This is a genomic window from Lihuaxuella thermophila (assembly GCF_900110165.1).
GTDB lineage: Bacteria > Bacillota > Bacilli > Thermoactinomycetales > Thermoactinomycetaceae > Lihuaxuella > Lihuaxuella thermophila.
Map to the genome: position 1 here is coordinate 169,614 of NZ_FOCQ01000004.1, position 13,960 is coordinate 183,573.

Below are 13,960 nucleotides of genomic sequence, written 5' to 3' on the forward strand. Positions count from 1 at the left end.
TCCTTTACCGTTTCAAGCTTTCATGGCGAGAACTTGCTCCGCCGCACTCTTGCCCGCCACATAGCCCGTGCAAGAGGCTGCGGTAATGTTGTATCCCCCCGTGTAACCATGAATGTCCAATATCTCCCCGCAAAAGTAGAGCCCGTTCATCCGCTTGGATTGCATCGTTTTCGGATCGATTTCCTTGACGTGAACCCCACCGCCGGTGACAAACGCTTTTTCGAGGGGAAGCGTTCCGTTCACGTGTACGGGAAAAGCTTTCATCTTCATGCAGAGGGAACGCAACTCACCTTTGGAAAGATGGGAGCAGGTGCGTTCGCCGTCCAGATCGGCCAAGGGAAGCAAAACTGGCAAAACCCGTTCCGGCAGCATGCTTTTCAGGGTGTTTCGGATCGTTTTTTTCGGGTTTTCTTTGACCAGCCGCCACCCTTCTTGCTCCAGCTGATCGAGGGGTTGGTCGGGAAAAAAGTCGATCTCGATCAACGTGGAAGGTACACCGAATTTTTTTAAACTCTTCACCACAAACTGGCTGCACCTGAGTGCTGCCGGGCCGGACAGGCCAAAGTGGGTAAAGATCATATCTCCCCGGTGCTGCACTAATTTTTTCCCTTTCGGATTGTACACCGTCAAGGTGACATCGCGCAAAGACAATCCTTGCAGCGACTTGTTCCGGATAAAAGACTCATCGGAAGTGAGCGGGACTTCCGTCGGAAACAGTTCCGTTACGGTATGTCCTGCTTCTTCCGCCCAGGCATATCCGTCTCCTGTCGATCCTGTATGGGGGACCGATTTACCCCCGACTGCCACGATCACCGCCGGAGCGAAATACTTTTTCCCGTTCCGGCACTCGACGCCGATCACTTTTCCGCCTTCGTACAGCACTCGTTGGACCGGTGTATGGACCCGGATCTCAGCTCCCACAGATTTTACTTTATGGATCAACGCATTCACTACCGACTTGGCGCTGTCGGAGACAGGAAACATCCTTCCGTTATCTTCTTCCTTTAAACGTACACCCATCTCCTCAAAAAAACGGGCCAGATCCCGGTTGTTAAAAATCGAAAAAACACTGTATAAGAACCGTCCGTTCCCGGGGATGTTTTTGATTAATTCATCCACCTCCTTCATGTTGGTCACATTGCACCGACCGCCTCCGGAAATGGCCAGTTTTCGTCCCAACTTGTCTCCTTTGTCCAACAACAGAACGCGGGCACCGTGCAGTCCGGCGGAGGCGCTGGCCATCAATCCTGCCGGGCCTCCGCCGACGACAATGACATCATATCTCATTCCAGAACTCCTTTTTATTCTTCATTTTTCCCCAACTTCACCCATTGTAGGATAGACGGCTCCATCTGAAAAGAGAAAAGAAGGTTTCGTACACAGACGTCAAGAATCATATTGAAAAGCGTGCAAAGGGTGGTGGAAAATGAGCAGGGATCAGTTGTTGGAAGCGATTCGCACAGGGGTGCTGGCAGAAGTGAAACAGATGGTCCAAGAGCATCCGCAATGCGTCGAAACGGGGAAGGAAGAGAAAACCACACGGGTGATTACGGCGGCTTACAAGTGGAAGAAAGAGATTCTGGATGAATTGTTGTCCCAAAGGCCCAATCTTACTTTTTTCGAAGCGGTGATCGCCGGAGAAGTAGAAAAAGTAGCCGTCTTTTTGCAGCAGCACCCGGAACGAATGAATGAGATGAGCCGCGATGGATGGACCCCGCTCCATCTGGCCTCTTTCTTCGGACATGTGGAACTGGTCCGGTTTTTACTGAAAAAGGGAGCCGATGTCCGTGCCATTTCCCGCAATCAAATGGCCAATCAGCCCCTGCATGCCGCGATCGCCGGCGGGGTGGAAGAAGTTGCTCTCCTGTTGCTCAAACACGGAGCCCGTGTCAATACGCCACAGCACCTGGGATATACACCTTTGCATGTAGCGGTTCTGACGGGGAGTACGGTACTCGTCAAACGTCTGTTGGAATGGGGAGCAGATCCCAGTGTACATACGGACGAAGGAAAAACGGCTCTCGATCTGGCCATGGAAAACGGGAAGCAGGAAGTGTTGGATTTGCTGAGGGTAAGATAACCGCCCGGAGATGAAGGGGACCCGATAAGGTCCTCTTTTATTTAACATGTTTGCATCGCGGGACTCTACTTCAGTATTCTGAATAAAAATGGGAATTTGCTAGCAGAATGAAAAGAAGTCGAAAATCTGGTTAGGGATATCGGCTCCTCAGATCCTATTATGGGATTTCCCCAAACGAAAAGCCTTCGGCTTTGTACCGAAGGCTTTTCACATACTATTTGGAGCCGATTGAAGGCGGATCATCGTCATCATCGCCTGCTTTTTTTGCTAAATGGAGTTCAATAAAAAACTTCATAAATCTCGACCTCACTTTTTATACAAAGTTCAGTTTCAAGCCGGTACTTTTTTACAAGGGATTCAATAAATTCGTTTGTCCTACCCATCTTATCAAAACAGTAGATTAATTTCAATAACGCCGTATGTTGTCTATGTTTGTAACTGTTTAGTTCGAGAATATTTTCTGCCTCTTGGTAATAGGGTAGGGCTTCCGAAAATTGTTCTTGAAAAAGATGAACATTACCTCGGATAATCAACGCTTTACCTAAGCGAAATACATCTTGACGTTCCCGTGCGATATTAATTGCTTTTTCAAGGTGTGTCGTTGCTTGAGACCAGTCATTTTTGGCATTAAATAGAATACCGAGGTAAGTGTGTGCATCAATATGCCGACGTGGATATTTACACTCGCTATCAGCATTAAGCACTAATTCGAATCGATCATAAGCCCGGTCAAAATCGCCTTCCGACAAATAAATGCTTCCTAATATGATCATTAAGTCGAGATAACGATTATCACTACGAATACTGGTTGCAATATCGATACCTTCGTTACAGCATTGACGGGCAGCTTCAAACATCTTCTGGTTACGGAGAATAATCGATCTGAACTTATAAAAGTCCAGTAAGGCATAATTGTTTTTGTCAATTTTTGATCTCTGCGGCCAAACTTCATAAAGAATAGAGGCAGCCTGATCATACTGAGATGAATTCCACAAGTACATCATTTTGTTTGCCAATAAGTTGTACTTGTTATTTGTTAATAAATTGTTTTTGCCTTCCTTTGCTTCATCATATGCCGCTAAACCTTGGTTTATGTAGTCGATGGCTTTGTCCAAGTCGTTCAAAAAATAACGGCAGGCAGCTAACCTGTTGTAACAGGCGGCAATAATGTTGTCCTCAGGATTAAGGCCATATTGGTTACACACTTGGATCGCGTGTTTAAACTTTTTTTCCGCTTTTTTATATATCTTTTTTCTGTCCTTTCCATCCCTGTCTCTTTGAATGATTCTACCCTCCAAATAAATTGCGAAAGGAGCAAGGGGATGGAAATCTTCAATTTGATGCTTTTCCAGTTCGCATTTAGCTGTTTAAATGTATCCGGTTTCAACCATTCTTTCAATCTGCTTGAGTTTAAATTTCAATTCTTTAGCTTCTTCTGTTGCTTTCTCCACTAATTTTTTCAGTTCCTTTTTTGTCGTCCCTATTGTTTCTAAATATAGTTTGAAAGTTTCCTCTTTTACAACCTCTCCTTTCTCTATGTTGCTTGAAGTAGAGGACGGGAAGTTAAAGTTGACTTCAATGTCCGTCAAGCTCAACGCCCTTTCAACTATTCTCTTTTTTCTGACAACATACCGAGCGATTTCATTATCTAACCGGATCTTTTTCTCGGACATTAAAACACCTCTCATTAATGGGCGTTCAAAATTATCATACAACAGTAGATGGAAATATCAACCTCCTACTCATCCAAGATAATACGTGGAAGAACGGTTACAAAGAAGAGTGAAAAACCTATAACTTGCTTCCCAAATACATTAAATTACGAATTATTCCAAGATAAAACTTGCGGGCAAGTAATATTGAGAAAATTTAAATTTTTATAATATAATTTAATCACAAGAAGGCGATTTTCGCAAATATATCCTGTTGTTTGAGTGTTGATGAACTTATTTATTTCAAAGGAGGCAGAAAACTTTGCTGACAATGCTCGTTCAAGGTCAGGCGAACCGTGTTATGGCATTTTTGAATGATCTTCAACAACGTCCACAAATCGAAATGCTACATCAGGAAGTACAGGGCGAAAAAATGGAGGGGGATGTAGATGTAAAGGTCACATGCTATGTGAAGCACTGTCCTGAGCGGCGGCTGCGGATGATCAATATGGAAACAGTTGATGGAACCGTCATTGTGATTCCCTTATTGGACGCCGTTTGCGTGGAAATTGATGCAGGAACAAAGATTTTCTCAGGCAGAGTTTTTGATATATTCGCATAAAAAAGAGAGCCAATATAGATAATGGCTCCCAAAAGAATTAAATCCATGACTCCATTATAACACAAAGGGTGTTTTCAAGTGTTGCGACTGACTGTAGAGGGACCTGAAGAGAAAGTGAGAGACTTTTTGAAGGATTTCTCAAACCTTCCGCAACATAAAGTGATAACTACATCAGAGCTGTTTTTCAATGGTGGCACTGAAGATGCAACCGTGATTTGCCATTTTTTTCACTACCCTTTGGAAGAGATAAATGAACCGATTTCCGTCTTGTTTAGAACAACTGACGGCAAATATTTGGGCTTTACACTGCTAAAGGGCAATGTAATCAGAATCGGTAATGAAATTACTATTTCAGGAAAGGCCACGTCCGGTCTATTGGAATAGATGGAAAGGTGGAAAGAAGTTTTGGGCAAGACCGACACCATCAAAAAGGATGAGGCTGTAGGGTGCTTCGTCCGTGTCTTGGCAAAGCTCGGTGATTCACGGAAGAAGATCGAGGAAGTCGTCAAACAATTAGCAGGTTCATTTGATTTGAATTGCAGCGAAGAGACATTCGATATTAACTTTGTTGCCGGTAAGGTCGAAAGAAAAACATTGTTGCCAACACAAGTTAACAACCGAACCCAGTCGGCAATACCACGAAATATCTATGGAAAAAGCCTATAAAGTTTTATCGGTTTGAAACCTTATGCGAAGTAGTTATGCCTGGTTAGTGGCAAGAATTTCGCTCATTCTTCACAAGGACACGAAACGATTTTAGATAATAGTTATCTTGTATTTCTTCTCTAAACGTTAGACTAATTAATTTTATTTTAGTGGAGGATGACATGAGCAACTTAATTGAAATGACAAACGACCAATTTGCTCCTAACCAGGTTATGAACTACTTGCTTAAAAAGCATCATGTAGTTCCAGGATACCAGAGTAACTGCGTGATCGAAGTCGCTACCCATTTGTTCGGTCTTCATGCTGCTCGATAACCCACGCCTTTTGTCTCTCTTGCCGTGCGTGTGAACAACTTTAATTCAAATATGTTATGGAGAACTCTGTACCAAGATAGAGAGCTAATCAAACTGCGATGTATGAGGCGAACCCTGCACATTTTGCCGCCTTCATTCTCACCAATAGCCCATCGTGCGACTATATCCTTTCGAGTAGCTGATTGTCGGACAAAGTATAAAAAAATTGCAATTGACGATCAGAAAAAAGAAGAAATCAAATCGATTATTATCGAGTTGGTTAAAGCAAATCCTTTGTCTGCAAGTGATATTCAATCGTTGAGTAAATTTAAACTTGGAGTATTGACTGATGAATACTCTCAGGCCATCTCGATTGCAATAAAAGAGTTATGGGAGAGCGGAGAGCTTTGTTATATTAATGAGTCGCCCCATTGGGGAAAAGAGCAACGCTTATATGGACATGCTCCAACACTCTATCCCAAGCATCGCCTTAATGATCTTTCTATAGAGGAAGCACGAAGAAGGCTTGTTTTTCATCATATTGATACGTTCGGTCCCGTCACAGAGGTTGATATTGCTTGGTGGTCGGGTCTTGGGAGAACGGTAATTCGGGAAGCAATTGAGCATTATGCCGAGAAATTGGTTAACGTGACCATCCAATCAAGTGATAAAACCTTCTATATGACCAAATCCAATTATGAGCATTTATGTAAGATGCGGGATGAGAATGATCCTTGGATTTCGCTATTGGCTTATGAAGACCCGAGTTTAAAAGGTTACTATGAAAGCCGGTTCCTTTATGTAGATATGCAACATTACAATCGTCTCTTCAATACAATTGGTGAAGTCCGCGCAAGCATCTTTTCTAACGGAAAAGCGATTGGTATTTGGTCAATAGATAAGGTGAAGAAGAGAATTGATTGGGAAACGTTCGAGAAAACGGATCGGAAAACAAAGTCTCATATTGAAAAGAAAATCAGCGAAATGAGAAACTTCTTGTTTGAACAAAGCTAGGCCCTGGGAGGAAAATTCCTCCTTGGGTTTAGTCAAGGAGGTCTCTCGAATGAAAAAAGGGAGATTGATTGTACTGGAAGGGATGAGTGGCGTCGGAAAAACAACGCTCGCTCGAAATTGGGTCAAAACTCTGACAGATCGAGGTGTGCCCGTGATTTACCTTCATGGAGCGTTATCGGACACGCCTGTAGGTCAACGGTTTAAAGAAGTAGTCCAATCACGGAAGCTAGAGCTGACCTCTACCTACTACTACCTAGCTGATCTTGTTCAATTCACGCAATCCCATATACAGCCTATGTTAAAACGAGGTTATGTTGTTATACAGGATCGCTATGTAGACTCCATTATTTCGTTTCATCGGGCATTGACTAAAATGAACGGAATAATCGAGGATATCAAACCAGTAGTGGACTTGTATACAGAGGTTGGCTTATTAGCCCGACCGGAAGCGACGATTTGGTGTTATGCGTCAGATAAGGTTATTCAAAGTCGTTTAAACTCTGATGATGGAGCCCACCGCAAGTATATTAAGAATCCCCATTTGTTACGAAGCGTTTCGGAGGAGTTTGCCTTATTAATGGATGAAAGAATTCAGGATGGAGAGACGATCCATACCGTTAAGATGGATCAGGTTCAGCATCTCTCTTTTATGGAACGGTTTATTTTCGATCTATGTGAAACTTTATGATATGAAAGGAGAGGGCATGAAGATGGATATCTTGCTTGTTCAGTGTCGCCCGAAACATGAGTTGAATGATTTTCGTTACCAGTCGGAAAATCTGGCATTGGGGTTACTTGGCGGCATCTTTACGGGAAGCGCAGTATGAAACAGGGGTATTAGACGCTCACTTATTGATGTTGACCCCTGAGCAAACGGTACAAGAAATACTTGATAAACGCCCTTGGATGGTTGGCATATCGGCTTCCGCCCAAGATAATATCACAGCCACGTTCGAAGTAGTTGGATTATTAAGAAAAAATGGGTACATGGGACATATTACCATCGGAGGTCATTTTCCCACATATGAACATGAGAAGATATTGACTCATGTTCCAGGGATCGATAGCGTGGTTCGTGGAGAAGGCGAAATTACTGTCGTTGAACTTGCCGAATATGTAAAAGACGGAAAGCCATTAGACGATGTAAAAGGCATTACGTTCAGAAACCGCTTCGGGGAAATTGTTGTCAATCCAGACCGCCCTCTTGTTGAAGACCTAGACACCTTGCCGCTGCCGCATCGAGATACAATTGGCATTCTTTTGGAAAAGAACCGTAGGATTTCGATGCTGGCGAGCCGTGGTTGTTATGCTCGATGTTCTTTCTGCTCTATTCAAACGTTCTTCAACTGGCGTCCCAGAAGAGTGAGAAAAGTTGAGCATGTTGTCAGGGAGATGCTTCAACTTTATAAAAAATATGGAGTTCGCAAATTTAAGTTTGTTGATGATTTGTTTATCGACCCAAGTAAAAAAAGTCGGGATTGGATTTTATCGTTCTGCGAAAAAATCAAGAAAGCTGGCATGAATGATTTAAATTTGTGGTTACAAGTTCGTGCTGTTTGTGTAAGGGAAGACATATTCCTTGCGTTAAAAGAAATAGGTCTTAAAAAGATTTTTCTTGGTCTGGAATCAGGTCATGCTGACAGCTTGAAGCGGTATCAAAAAGATATTACCCCGGAACAAAACGTCGAGGCAGTTCGGATTCTCAAGAAAGTAGGCATTCCTGAAATATCCATCGGAATGATGCCGTTTGAACCGGAAGTTTCTTTAGAAGGGATGAAGGAAAACATCGAGTTTTTGAAGAAGCTCGGGACCTTCGACATTCGTGATGTAACGGGCAAATTCAAGCCTTATTCCGGCACATCCCTTACAGAGAAACTTTTGGCGGAGGGACGTATTAAACGTAAAAATTGGTATGACTTAGGGGACTACGACTTTACAGATCCAAGAGTAGGACAACTTTATCACATGGTCATGAGCTATTTTGGACATGCAAAACCGAGTTTAAAGCACATTTATCAGATGGACTACCGAATGAGGAAAATTGAAGGACGTGTGATGCAACCTGGCTTGAATAGCGAGGAAAGTGAGTATAAAGAATCTTATCTCGCGCTAAGAAGAGATATAGAGAGGTTTATTCAGGATCATGGTGAAATGATGTTGCAATTGGTGGAAGGAACGATCGAGGCAATTGAATCTGGTATGACTCCTTCTATGGAACAGGAATGGATGAGAAAATCGGAAAAGAAGTTTCATCAAGCTGAACAGTTGACTATTCCTCTGTTTGAACGGATTTCAGTTTTGGAAAGTCAATTAGGTTTAGTGAAAAAAGAGCCCCACTCTCTTCATGTTGCTGAAGTTAAAGTGTTGTTGAATCAAAATTCGAAAAGTTTAGAATAGAGGGAAGCCAAAGTGGATGAGAAGCAAGCGAAACTCATTGTCTTTGAAGGTGCAGGAAGAAGCGGTAAGAGTACATTAATTCATCTGGTTAAGAATGCGCTTGAAAAAAGAGGAATGCAGACAACTTTCACGGAGTGGAATTCTTATCCATCGATACAAAGAATTATCAATCAAAAAAAGGTCGATTCCTCTTTTACACCGCTAACCTACTGTTTATTACATTTGGCAGAATTTGCCCTTCGCTATGAAGAGATTATTCAGCCTGCACTAAAAAAGGCGGATGTAGTTCTGGCGGATCGTTGGGTTTACACAGCATGGACGAGAGACAGCGCGAGAGGAATTGAGAACGAATATGTTCGTCAATGTTACCAATTCGCAAAGAAGCCTGATTGTGTTTTTTATATCGAGGTTCCCAGTGATATAGCACTTCAGCGGCATATTCAAACCAAGCCTTTTTTTGGCTACAATGCCGGGGTTGATATTTGGCCCGACCGAACTAAAGAGGAAGCGTTTCTTCTTTATCATCAACATATCACTCAGCATTACTCCCTGATTGCAGAAGAAGAAAATTTTGTGGTATTGAATGGGCTTGAGTCTTCGGAAAATCTTTTGCACCAAGCTCTCGAGCATTTGAAAAGCAATGGCTTCATTGCTTGTGAGGAGAGTTTCAAATGAAAGATCGAGGATCAGTGATTTTGATTCGTGGAAACCGCGTCGCTTTAATAAAAAGAGTTCGTGACGGGATGACATTTTATGTTATCCCTGGTGGAAGAATTAAAGAAGGGGAGTCGCCAGAAGATGCAACAATACGCGAGGCATTTGAAGAATTAGGTGTTACCATCGCGATAAAAGAAAGGGTAGCCATAATCGAATTTAATGGCGGGTTGCAATATTATTTCCTCGGTGAGATTACTGGAGGTACTTTTGGTACAGGCCAAGGAAAAGAATTTACTCAACTGGATAGAAAACGTGGTACATTTGAAACTGTATGGATGGAGATCAAGGATTTAGCTGATCATGATGTTCGACCAAGAGAAATAGCTGATCTTTTATTGACAGGATCAGTCAAGTAGATTTCGGAAATGACTTGGTGATCTATTCAAATGTAATAATTGGAGGACTAAAATGTATCAGAAAATCGTTTGTACAGGTTTTATTTATCATCAAGGAAAGACGCTTATTGTAGAGCGGTCTTTACAAGAAGCCTTTTTGCCGGGTTACTATGAGTTGCCGGGCGGAAAAGTGGATTTTGGTGAAGACCCGGCCGATGCTCTGAAAAGAGAATTCCGTGAAGAAGTAAATTTAAATGTCGAAGTCATCAAGCCGTATAAAATCTTTTCCTATCTCTCGGAGAACGGAACCAGGCACACAGTGGAAATCGTTTATCTGGTTCACCTTACAGATGATCCGGCAAATATCCAATTGAGTGAAGATCATTCTGCTTATCAGTGGATTTCCGAAAATGAAGTTCTGAATTATCTCATTAGCGACGAAACCAAAGATTCGATTTTTCGAGGATTTAAAGCGGCTCCGCCTGAAATGGTTAATCGTTACCCGCTGGAATAATAGGGCAGAACTGATTAATTATCAAAATAATTCTTAAGCACTATCAATAAATTAGTTTAGTTCTGCTTATGTCTTATTTCCCCTGAGATGATAGACAACATGAATGGTGTATTAGCAAAATGGGGGATTTCAATGTTCCCCGAACAGTATTCAGCATAGCTTCCACGGATGGTTTGAACTTCATTTTGTCTGGAAATAATGGAGAAATCAATAGTGTACAGGTGATCTCCCATGAGCCAGACTGAAAGCCAACCGGCTTGGAAGACAGCGAAGGTAGATGTGTCCATCGAGAAAAATATCGATCTGCTGAACCGGATTTTGGGTGTCGGTGAGAGTTTTGACGTGATTTGCCGTCGTCTCACTTATGCTGAAAAAAAGGTTGCCTTATATTTTATCGATGGTTTTGCCAAAGATGGCATCTTGAACCGGGTGATGGATCATCTCTCCACCTTGAAACAGGAGCAATTGGCCGTTGATCCCTTGCGGAGACTTCTCGAAACTGAAATCGCCTATATCGAGGTGGAAAAGACCGACCAGACCGAAAAGGTGGTCAGTTCCGTTTTAGCCGGTTCTACAGCCATGTTGATCGATGGGGAAGCTCAGGCGATCGTGATCGATGCGCGCACTTATCCGGCCCGCAGTCCGGAGGAACCGGACGTGGAGAGAGTGGTGCGCGGTGCACGGGATGGGTTTGTCGAGACGATTATTTCGAATACTGCTTTAACCCGGCGCCGTTTGCGCGACCCGAATCTGCGAATGGAGTATTTTCAAGCGGGCAAAAGGTCAAAGACAGATATCTGTATTGCTTACATCAAGGATATCGCTGACCCGGCCCTGGTGAACACCGTGCGGGAGAAGATCGAAAAAGTGACGACGGACGGGCTTCCGATGGCGGAGAAGAGCCTGGAAGAATTTATGTTTAAAAGGTATTGGAACCCGTATCCGATGGTGCGGTTTACGGAACGCCCCGACGTGGCGGCCGTCCATCTGTTGGAAGGACATGTCCTCATTTATGTCGATACTTCCCCCAGTGTGATGATTACTCCCACCACTTTTTTTCATCATGTCCAACACGCGGAAGAATACAGACAAACGCCGGTGGTGGGCGTGTTTTTGCGCTGGGTCCGTTTTATCGCCATGTTTTTGTCGCTCTTTTTGCTGCCTTTTTGGTATTTGGCAGCGGCGGACCCCCAGCTTCTTCCGGATGCGCTTCAATTTATCGGGCCCAAAAAAGAGGCTGCCATTCCCTTATTTTTGCAAATTGTGATTGCTGAAGTGGGTGTGGAGATTTTACGGATGGCTTCCATTCACACTCCTTCCCCCCTGGCGACTGCCATGGGCTTAGTCGCCGCGATCTTATTGGGGGAGACTGCGGTGGAAGTGGGTCTTTTCACATCCGAGGTCATTTTATATGTAGCCATCGCCGTGATCGGCACTTTTGCCACCCCCAGCTATGAAATGGGGTTGGCCAACAAAATCGTGCGGCTTATTTTGCTGGTGCTTACGGCCGCCTTTCATCTGCCCGGTCTGGTCATCGGGATTGTCGCGTTATTCATTTGGCTCGCGCGAATCAGAGTGTTGGATACCCCTTATCTGTGGCCTCTGGTTCCTTTTAATGCAAAAGCATTCCTGGACGTGCTGGTGCGATCGCCCATGCCGATCAAAACCAAGCGCCCGCGGGTGTTATCCCCCGGGGACCCGGACCGGAAGCAAGGATAAACATCTCCCCCCATGTCTTGAAAGGGGGGAGATGTTTTGCGGGTAAAGCATCAAGAGAATCGGGTGACCGTATAAAATTCTTCTCTTAAAAAGAAGGTTTAAAAACGGAGAAAAATTGGATAAAATAATCTTGAGCGATCATAAAATATATTCTAAATTATTTTTCGCGTATATTGAATGACTGTTCAGTCAGAAAGGGGAGGGAAACAAAATGTCAGGCACAGAGAAAGTTTGGCTCCGTCATTATCCTCCACAAATTCCGAAAACACTGGAGTACCCGGATGTTCCGTTAACCCGTTTCCTGGTTGACGCGGCAAATGACTTTCCTCATCGTGATGCGATCTTCTTTTTGGGAAAACGGCTCACATTTCAAGACTTGCTCCTCGATGTGTATCGTTTTGCAAACGCTTTAAAAGAATTGGGTGTGCAAAAAGGAGAACGGGTCGGCATTATGCTTCCCAATTCACCCCAGGCGGTGATCGCTTACTACGCGGCCTTGTTTGTCGGAGGAGTCGTGGTGCAGATCAATCCTTTGTATACGGAAAGGGAATTGGAGCATCAGCTGGCGGATTCGGAAGCGGAAACCTTGATCTGCCTGGATCTGGTGTACCAAAAGGTTGCCAATGTACGGGCAAAATGTCACCTCAAGCGCATCATCGTTACCAGTATCAAGGATTATCTTCCTTTTCCCAAAAATTGGCTCTATTCGCTAAAAATGCTCAAAGACGGGACGAATGTCAGGATTCCGTATGGAGGAGATGTCTACGCTTTTTCCCGCCTGATCGAGAAAGCGGTTCCAACCGCCGTGGAACCCGTTTATGAGTCGGGAGACGATCTGGCTCTGCTGCAGTACACCGGGGGAACGACCGGCCTTGCCAAAGGGGCCATGCTGACCCACCGCAACCTTGTGGTAAACTGTTGCCAGGCGGAGGCATGGATCTATCAAGCAGAGCGGGGCAAAGAGTCGGTTCTGGGCGTTTTGCCGTTTTTTCATGTGTACGGGATGACGGTCGTGATGAATTTTGCGGTTCGGATCGCGGCAACGATGATTTTGGTTCCCTCATTTGATCGCGACTTGATTTTAAAGTTGATCAGCAAGCACCGTCCCACCCTGTTTCCGGGGGCTCCTACCATGTATGTGGGTTTGATCAATCATCCGGAGATCGGCAAGTATGATCTTTCTTCCATCCGGGCCTGCCTCAGCGGATCTGCGCCCCTTCCGCTGGAAGTGCAGGAGAAATTTGAGGACTTGACCGGCGGTTTGCTGGTGGAAGGATACGGAATGACTGAAACATCGCCCGTCACCCACGCCAACCTGATCTGGGACAGGGTGAAAAGCGGTACGATCGGACTTCCGTGGCCGGATACCGATTGCCGCATTGTTGATCCCGAAACGGGCGAGGAAGTTTCCATGGGTCAACTGGGAGAACTGCAGGTGAGAGGTCCCCAGGTGATGAAGGGATACTGGAAGCGTCCGGAGGAAACGGACAAAGTGCTTCGAGACGGCTGGCTCAGCACGGGGGATATCGCCAGAATGGATGAAGACGGCTACTTTTATATCGTCGACCGCAAAAAAGATGTCATTATTGCCGGGGGATTCAACATTTATCCGCGCGAAGTGGAAGAAGTGCTGTTTGAACATCCGGCTGTCCAGGAAGCTGCTGTGGTGGGTGTACCTCACCCCTATCGCGGGGAAACGGTGAAAGCATTTATCGTCTTAAAAAAAGATCACCAGGTTACTGAAGAAGAGCTCGACCGATTTTGCCGTGAAAAATTGGCTGCTTACAAAGTTCCGCGCCTCTATGAATTTCGGGACGAACTGCCGAAGTCATCAGTCGGAAAGGTATTGCGGCGGGTGCTGAAGGAGGAAGCGGGGAAAGTGGCCGTCTGAACATATTCAATCAGCCGGGGTTTCGGCCTCGGTTTGTTTGTGGAATAAAAATCTGCTAAA

The 13,960-nt window shown here is 44.5% G+C and carries 14 protein-coding genes and 1 pseudogene; 12 read left to right on the top strand and 3 right to left on the bottom strand.

The features are described from left to right. Positions 1 to 12 precede the first annotated feature (12 nt). A complete protein-coding gene (locus BMW55_RS05940; protein WP_089966325.1) occupies positions 13 to 1,287 on the bottom strand; it encodes a BaiN/RdsA family NAD(P)/FAD-dependent oxidoreductase in 1,275 nt (424 codons plus the stop codon). A gap of 139 nt (positions 1,288 to 1,426) precedes the next feature. On the opposite strand from BMW55_RS05940, the gene BMW55_RS05945 reads away from it, so the two are divergent. After that, positions 1,427 to 2,080, top strand: a complete 654-nt coding sequence (locus tag BMW55_RS05945; RefSeq protein WP_089966327.1) for an ankyrin repeat domain-containing protein — start codon at positions 1,427 to 1,429, stop codon at positions 2,078 to 2,080. A 278-nt stretch (positions 2,081 to 2,358) separates the two neighbouring features. Here the strand turns inward: BMW55_RS05945 and BMW55_RS05950 are convergent, their stop codons facing one another. Continuing rightward, positions 2,359 to 3,378 carry a tetratricopeptide repeat protein gene (locus tag BMW55_RS05950; RefSeq protein WP_089966329.1) on the bottom strand — a complete coding sequence of 340 codons (1,020 nt, stop codon included), beginning with the start codon at positions 3,376 to 3,378 and terminating at the stop codon, positions 2,359 to 2,361. Between the two features lie 69 nt (positions 3,379 to 3,447). After that, positions 3,448 to 3,753, bottom strand: a complete 306-nt coding sequence (locus BMW55_RS05955) for a hypothetical protein (protein ID WP_089966331.1) — start codon at positions 3,751 to 3,753, stop codon at positions 3,448 to 3,450. 301 nt (positions 3,754 to 4,054) lie between these two features. Between BMW55_RS05955 and BMW55_RS05960 the strand changes: the two genes are divergently transcribed. The 11 genes and pseudogenes from BMW55_RS05960 to BMW55_RS06010 all read left to right on the top strand — a co-directional run bounded on the left by BMW55_RS05960 (position 4,055) and on the right by BMW55_RS06010 (position 13,900). After that, entirely contained in the window at positions 4,055 to 4,354 is a 300-nt protein-coding gene (locus BMW55_RS05960; protein ID WP_089966333.1) for a hypothetical protein, read from the top strand. 78 nt (positions 4,355 to 4,432) lie between these two features. Continuing rightward, the gene (locus BMW55_RS05965) at positions 4,433 to 4,738 is read left to right on the top strand and encodes a hypothetical protein (RefSeq protein WP_089966336.1); all 306 of its coding nucleotides are present in this window, start codon (positions 4,433 to 4,435) and stop codon (positions 4,736 to 4,738) included. Positions 4,739 to 4,759: 21 nt separating this feature from the next. Next, the gene (locus BMW55_RS05970) at positions 4,760 to 5,020 is read left to right on the top strand and encodes a hypothetical protein (protein WP_089966340.1); all 261 of its coding nucleotides are present in this window, start codon (positions 4,760 to 4,762) and stop codon (positions 5,018 to 5,020) included. Positions 5,021 to 5,349: 329 nt separating this feature from the next. Further along, a pseudogene (locus BMW55_RS05975) lies at positions 5,350 to 6,327 on the top strand (DNA glycosylase AlkZ-like family protein); the annotation flags it as partial. A gap of 49 nt (positions 6,328 to 6,376) precedes the next feature. Next, on the top strand, positions 6,377 to 7,015 hold the full coding sequence (locus BMW55_RS05980) for a dTMP kinase (RefSeq protein WP_089966344.1): 639 nt from the start codon (positions 6,377 to 6,379) through the stop codon (positions 7,013 to 7,015). Positions 7,016 to 7,122: 107 nt separating this feature from the next. Next, positions 7,123 to 8,724 carry a B12-binding domain-containing radical SAM protein gene (locus BMW55_RS05985; protein ID WP_170839767.1) on the top strand — a complete coding sequence of 534 codons (1,602 nt, stop codon included), beginning with the start codon at positions 7,123 to 7,125 and terminating at the stop codon, positions 8,722 to 8,724. A 12-nt stretch (positions 8,725 to 8,736) separates the two neighbouring features. Beyond that, a complete protein-coding gene (gene tmk / locus BMW55_RS05990; RefSeq protein WP_089966348.1) occupies positions 8,737 to 9,399 on the top strand; it encodes a dTMP kinase in 663 nt (220 codons plus the stop codon). Next, positions 9,396 to 9,797: an NUDIX domain-containing protein gene (locus tag BMW55_RS05995; protein ID WP_089966350.1), complete on the top strand. Its 402-nt coding sequence runs from the start codon at positions 9,396 to 9,398 to the stop codon at positions 9,795 to 9,797. The genes tmk and BMW55_RS05995 overlap by 4 nt, the downstream gene beginning before the upstream one ends. 52 nt (positions 9,798 to 9,849) lie before the next feature. After that, complete coding sequence (locus BMW55_RS06000) at positions 9,850 to 10,290, top strand: NUDIX hydrolase (protein ID WP_089966352.1); 441 nt, start codon at positions 9,850 to 9,852, stop codon at positions 10,288 to 10,290. Between the two features lie 231 nt (positions 10,291 to 10,521). Further along, a complete protein-coding gene (locus BMW55_RS06005) occupies positions 10,522 to 12,009 on the top strand; it encodes a spore germination protein (RefSeq protein ID WP_089966354.1) in 1,488 nt (495 codons plus the stop codon). Between the two features lie 211 nt (positions 12,010 to 12,220). Further along, entirely contained in the window at positions 12,221 to 13,900 is a 1,680-nt protein-coding gene (locus tag BMW55_RS06010; protein WP_089966356.1) for a long-chain-fatty-acid--CoA ligase, read from the top strand. The last annotated feature ends 60 nt before the right edge of the window (positions 13,901 to 13,960 follow it).

What these genes read in the sequence shown, in the direction of transcription:
- BMW55_RS05940 (WP_089966325.1), bottom strand. Translation starts at nt 1,287, where the DNA reads ATGAGATATGATGTCATTGTCGTCGGCGGAGGCCCGGCAGGATTGATG.
- BMW55_RS05945 (WP_089966327.1), top strand. Translation starts at nt 1,427, where the DNA reads ATGAGCAGGGATCAGTTGTTGGAAGCGATTCGCACAGGGGTGCTGGCA.
- BMW55_RS05955 (WP_089966331.1), bottom strand. Translation starts at nt 3,753, where the DNA reads ATGTCCGAGAAAAAGATCCGGTTAGATAATGAAATCGCTCGGTATGTT.
- BMW55_RS05980 (WP_089966344.1), top strand. Translation starts at nt 6,377, where the DNA reads ATGAAAAAAGGGAGATTGATTGTACTGGAAGGGATGAGTGGCGTCGGA.
- BMW55_RS05995 (WP_089966350.1), top strand. Translation starts at nt 9,396, where the DNA reads ATGAAAGATCGAGGATCAGTGATTTTGATTCGTGGAAACCGCGTCGCT.
- BMW55_RS06000 (WP_089966352.1), top strand. Translation starts at nt 9,850, where the DNA reads ATGTATCAGAAAATCGTTTGTACAGGTTTTATTTATCATCAAGGAAAG.
- BMW55_RS06005 (WP_089966354.1), top strand. Translation starts at nt 10,522, where the DNA reads ATGAGCCAGACTGAAAGCCAACCGGCTTGGAAGACAGCGAAGGTAGAT.
- BMW55_RS06010 (WP_089966356.1), top strand. Translation starts at nt 12,221, where the DNA reads ATGTCAGGCACAGAGAAAGTTTGGCTCCGTCATTATCCTCCACAAATT.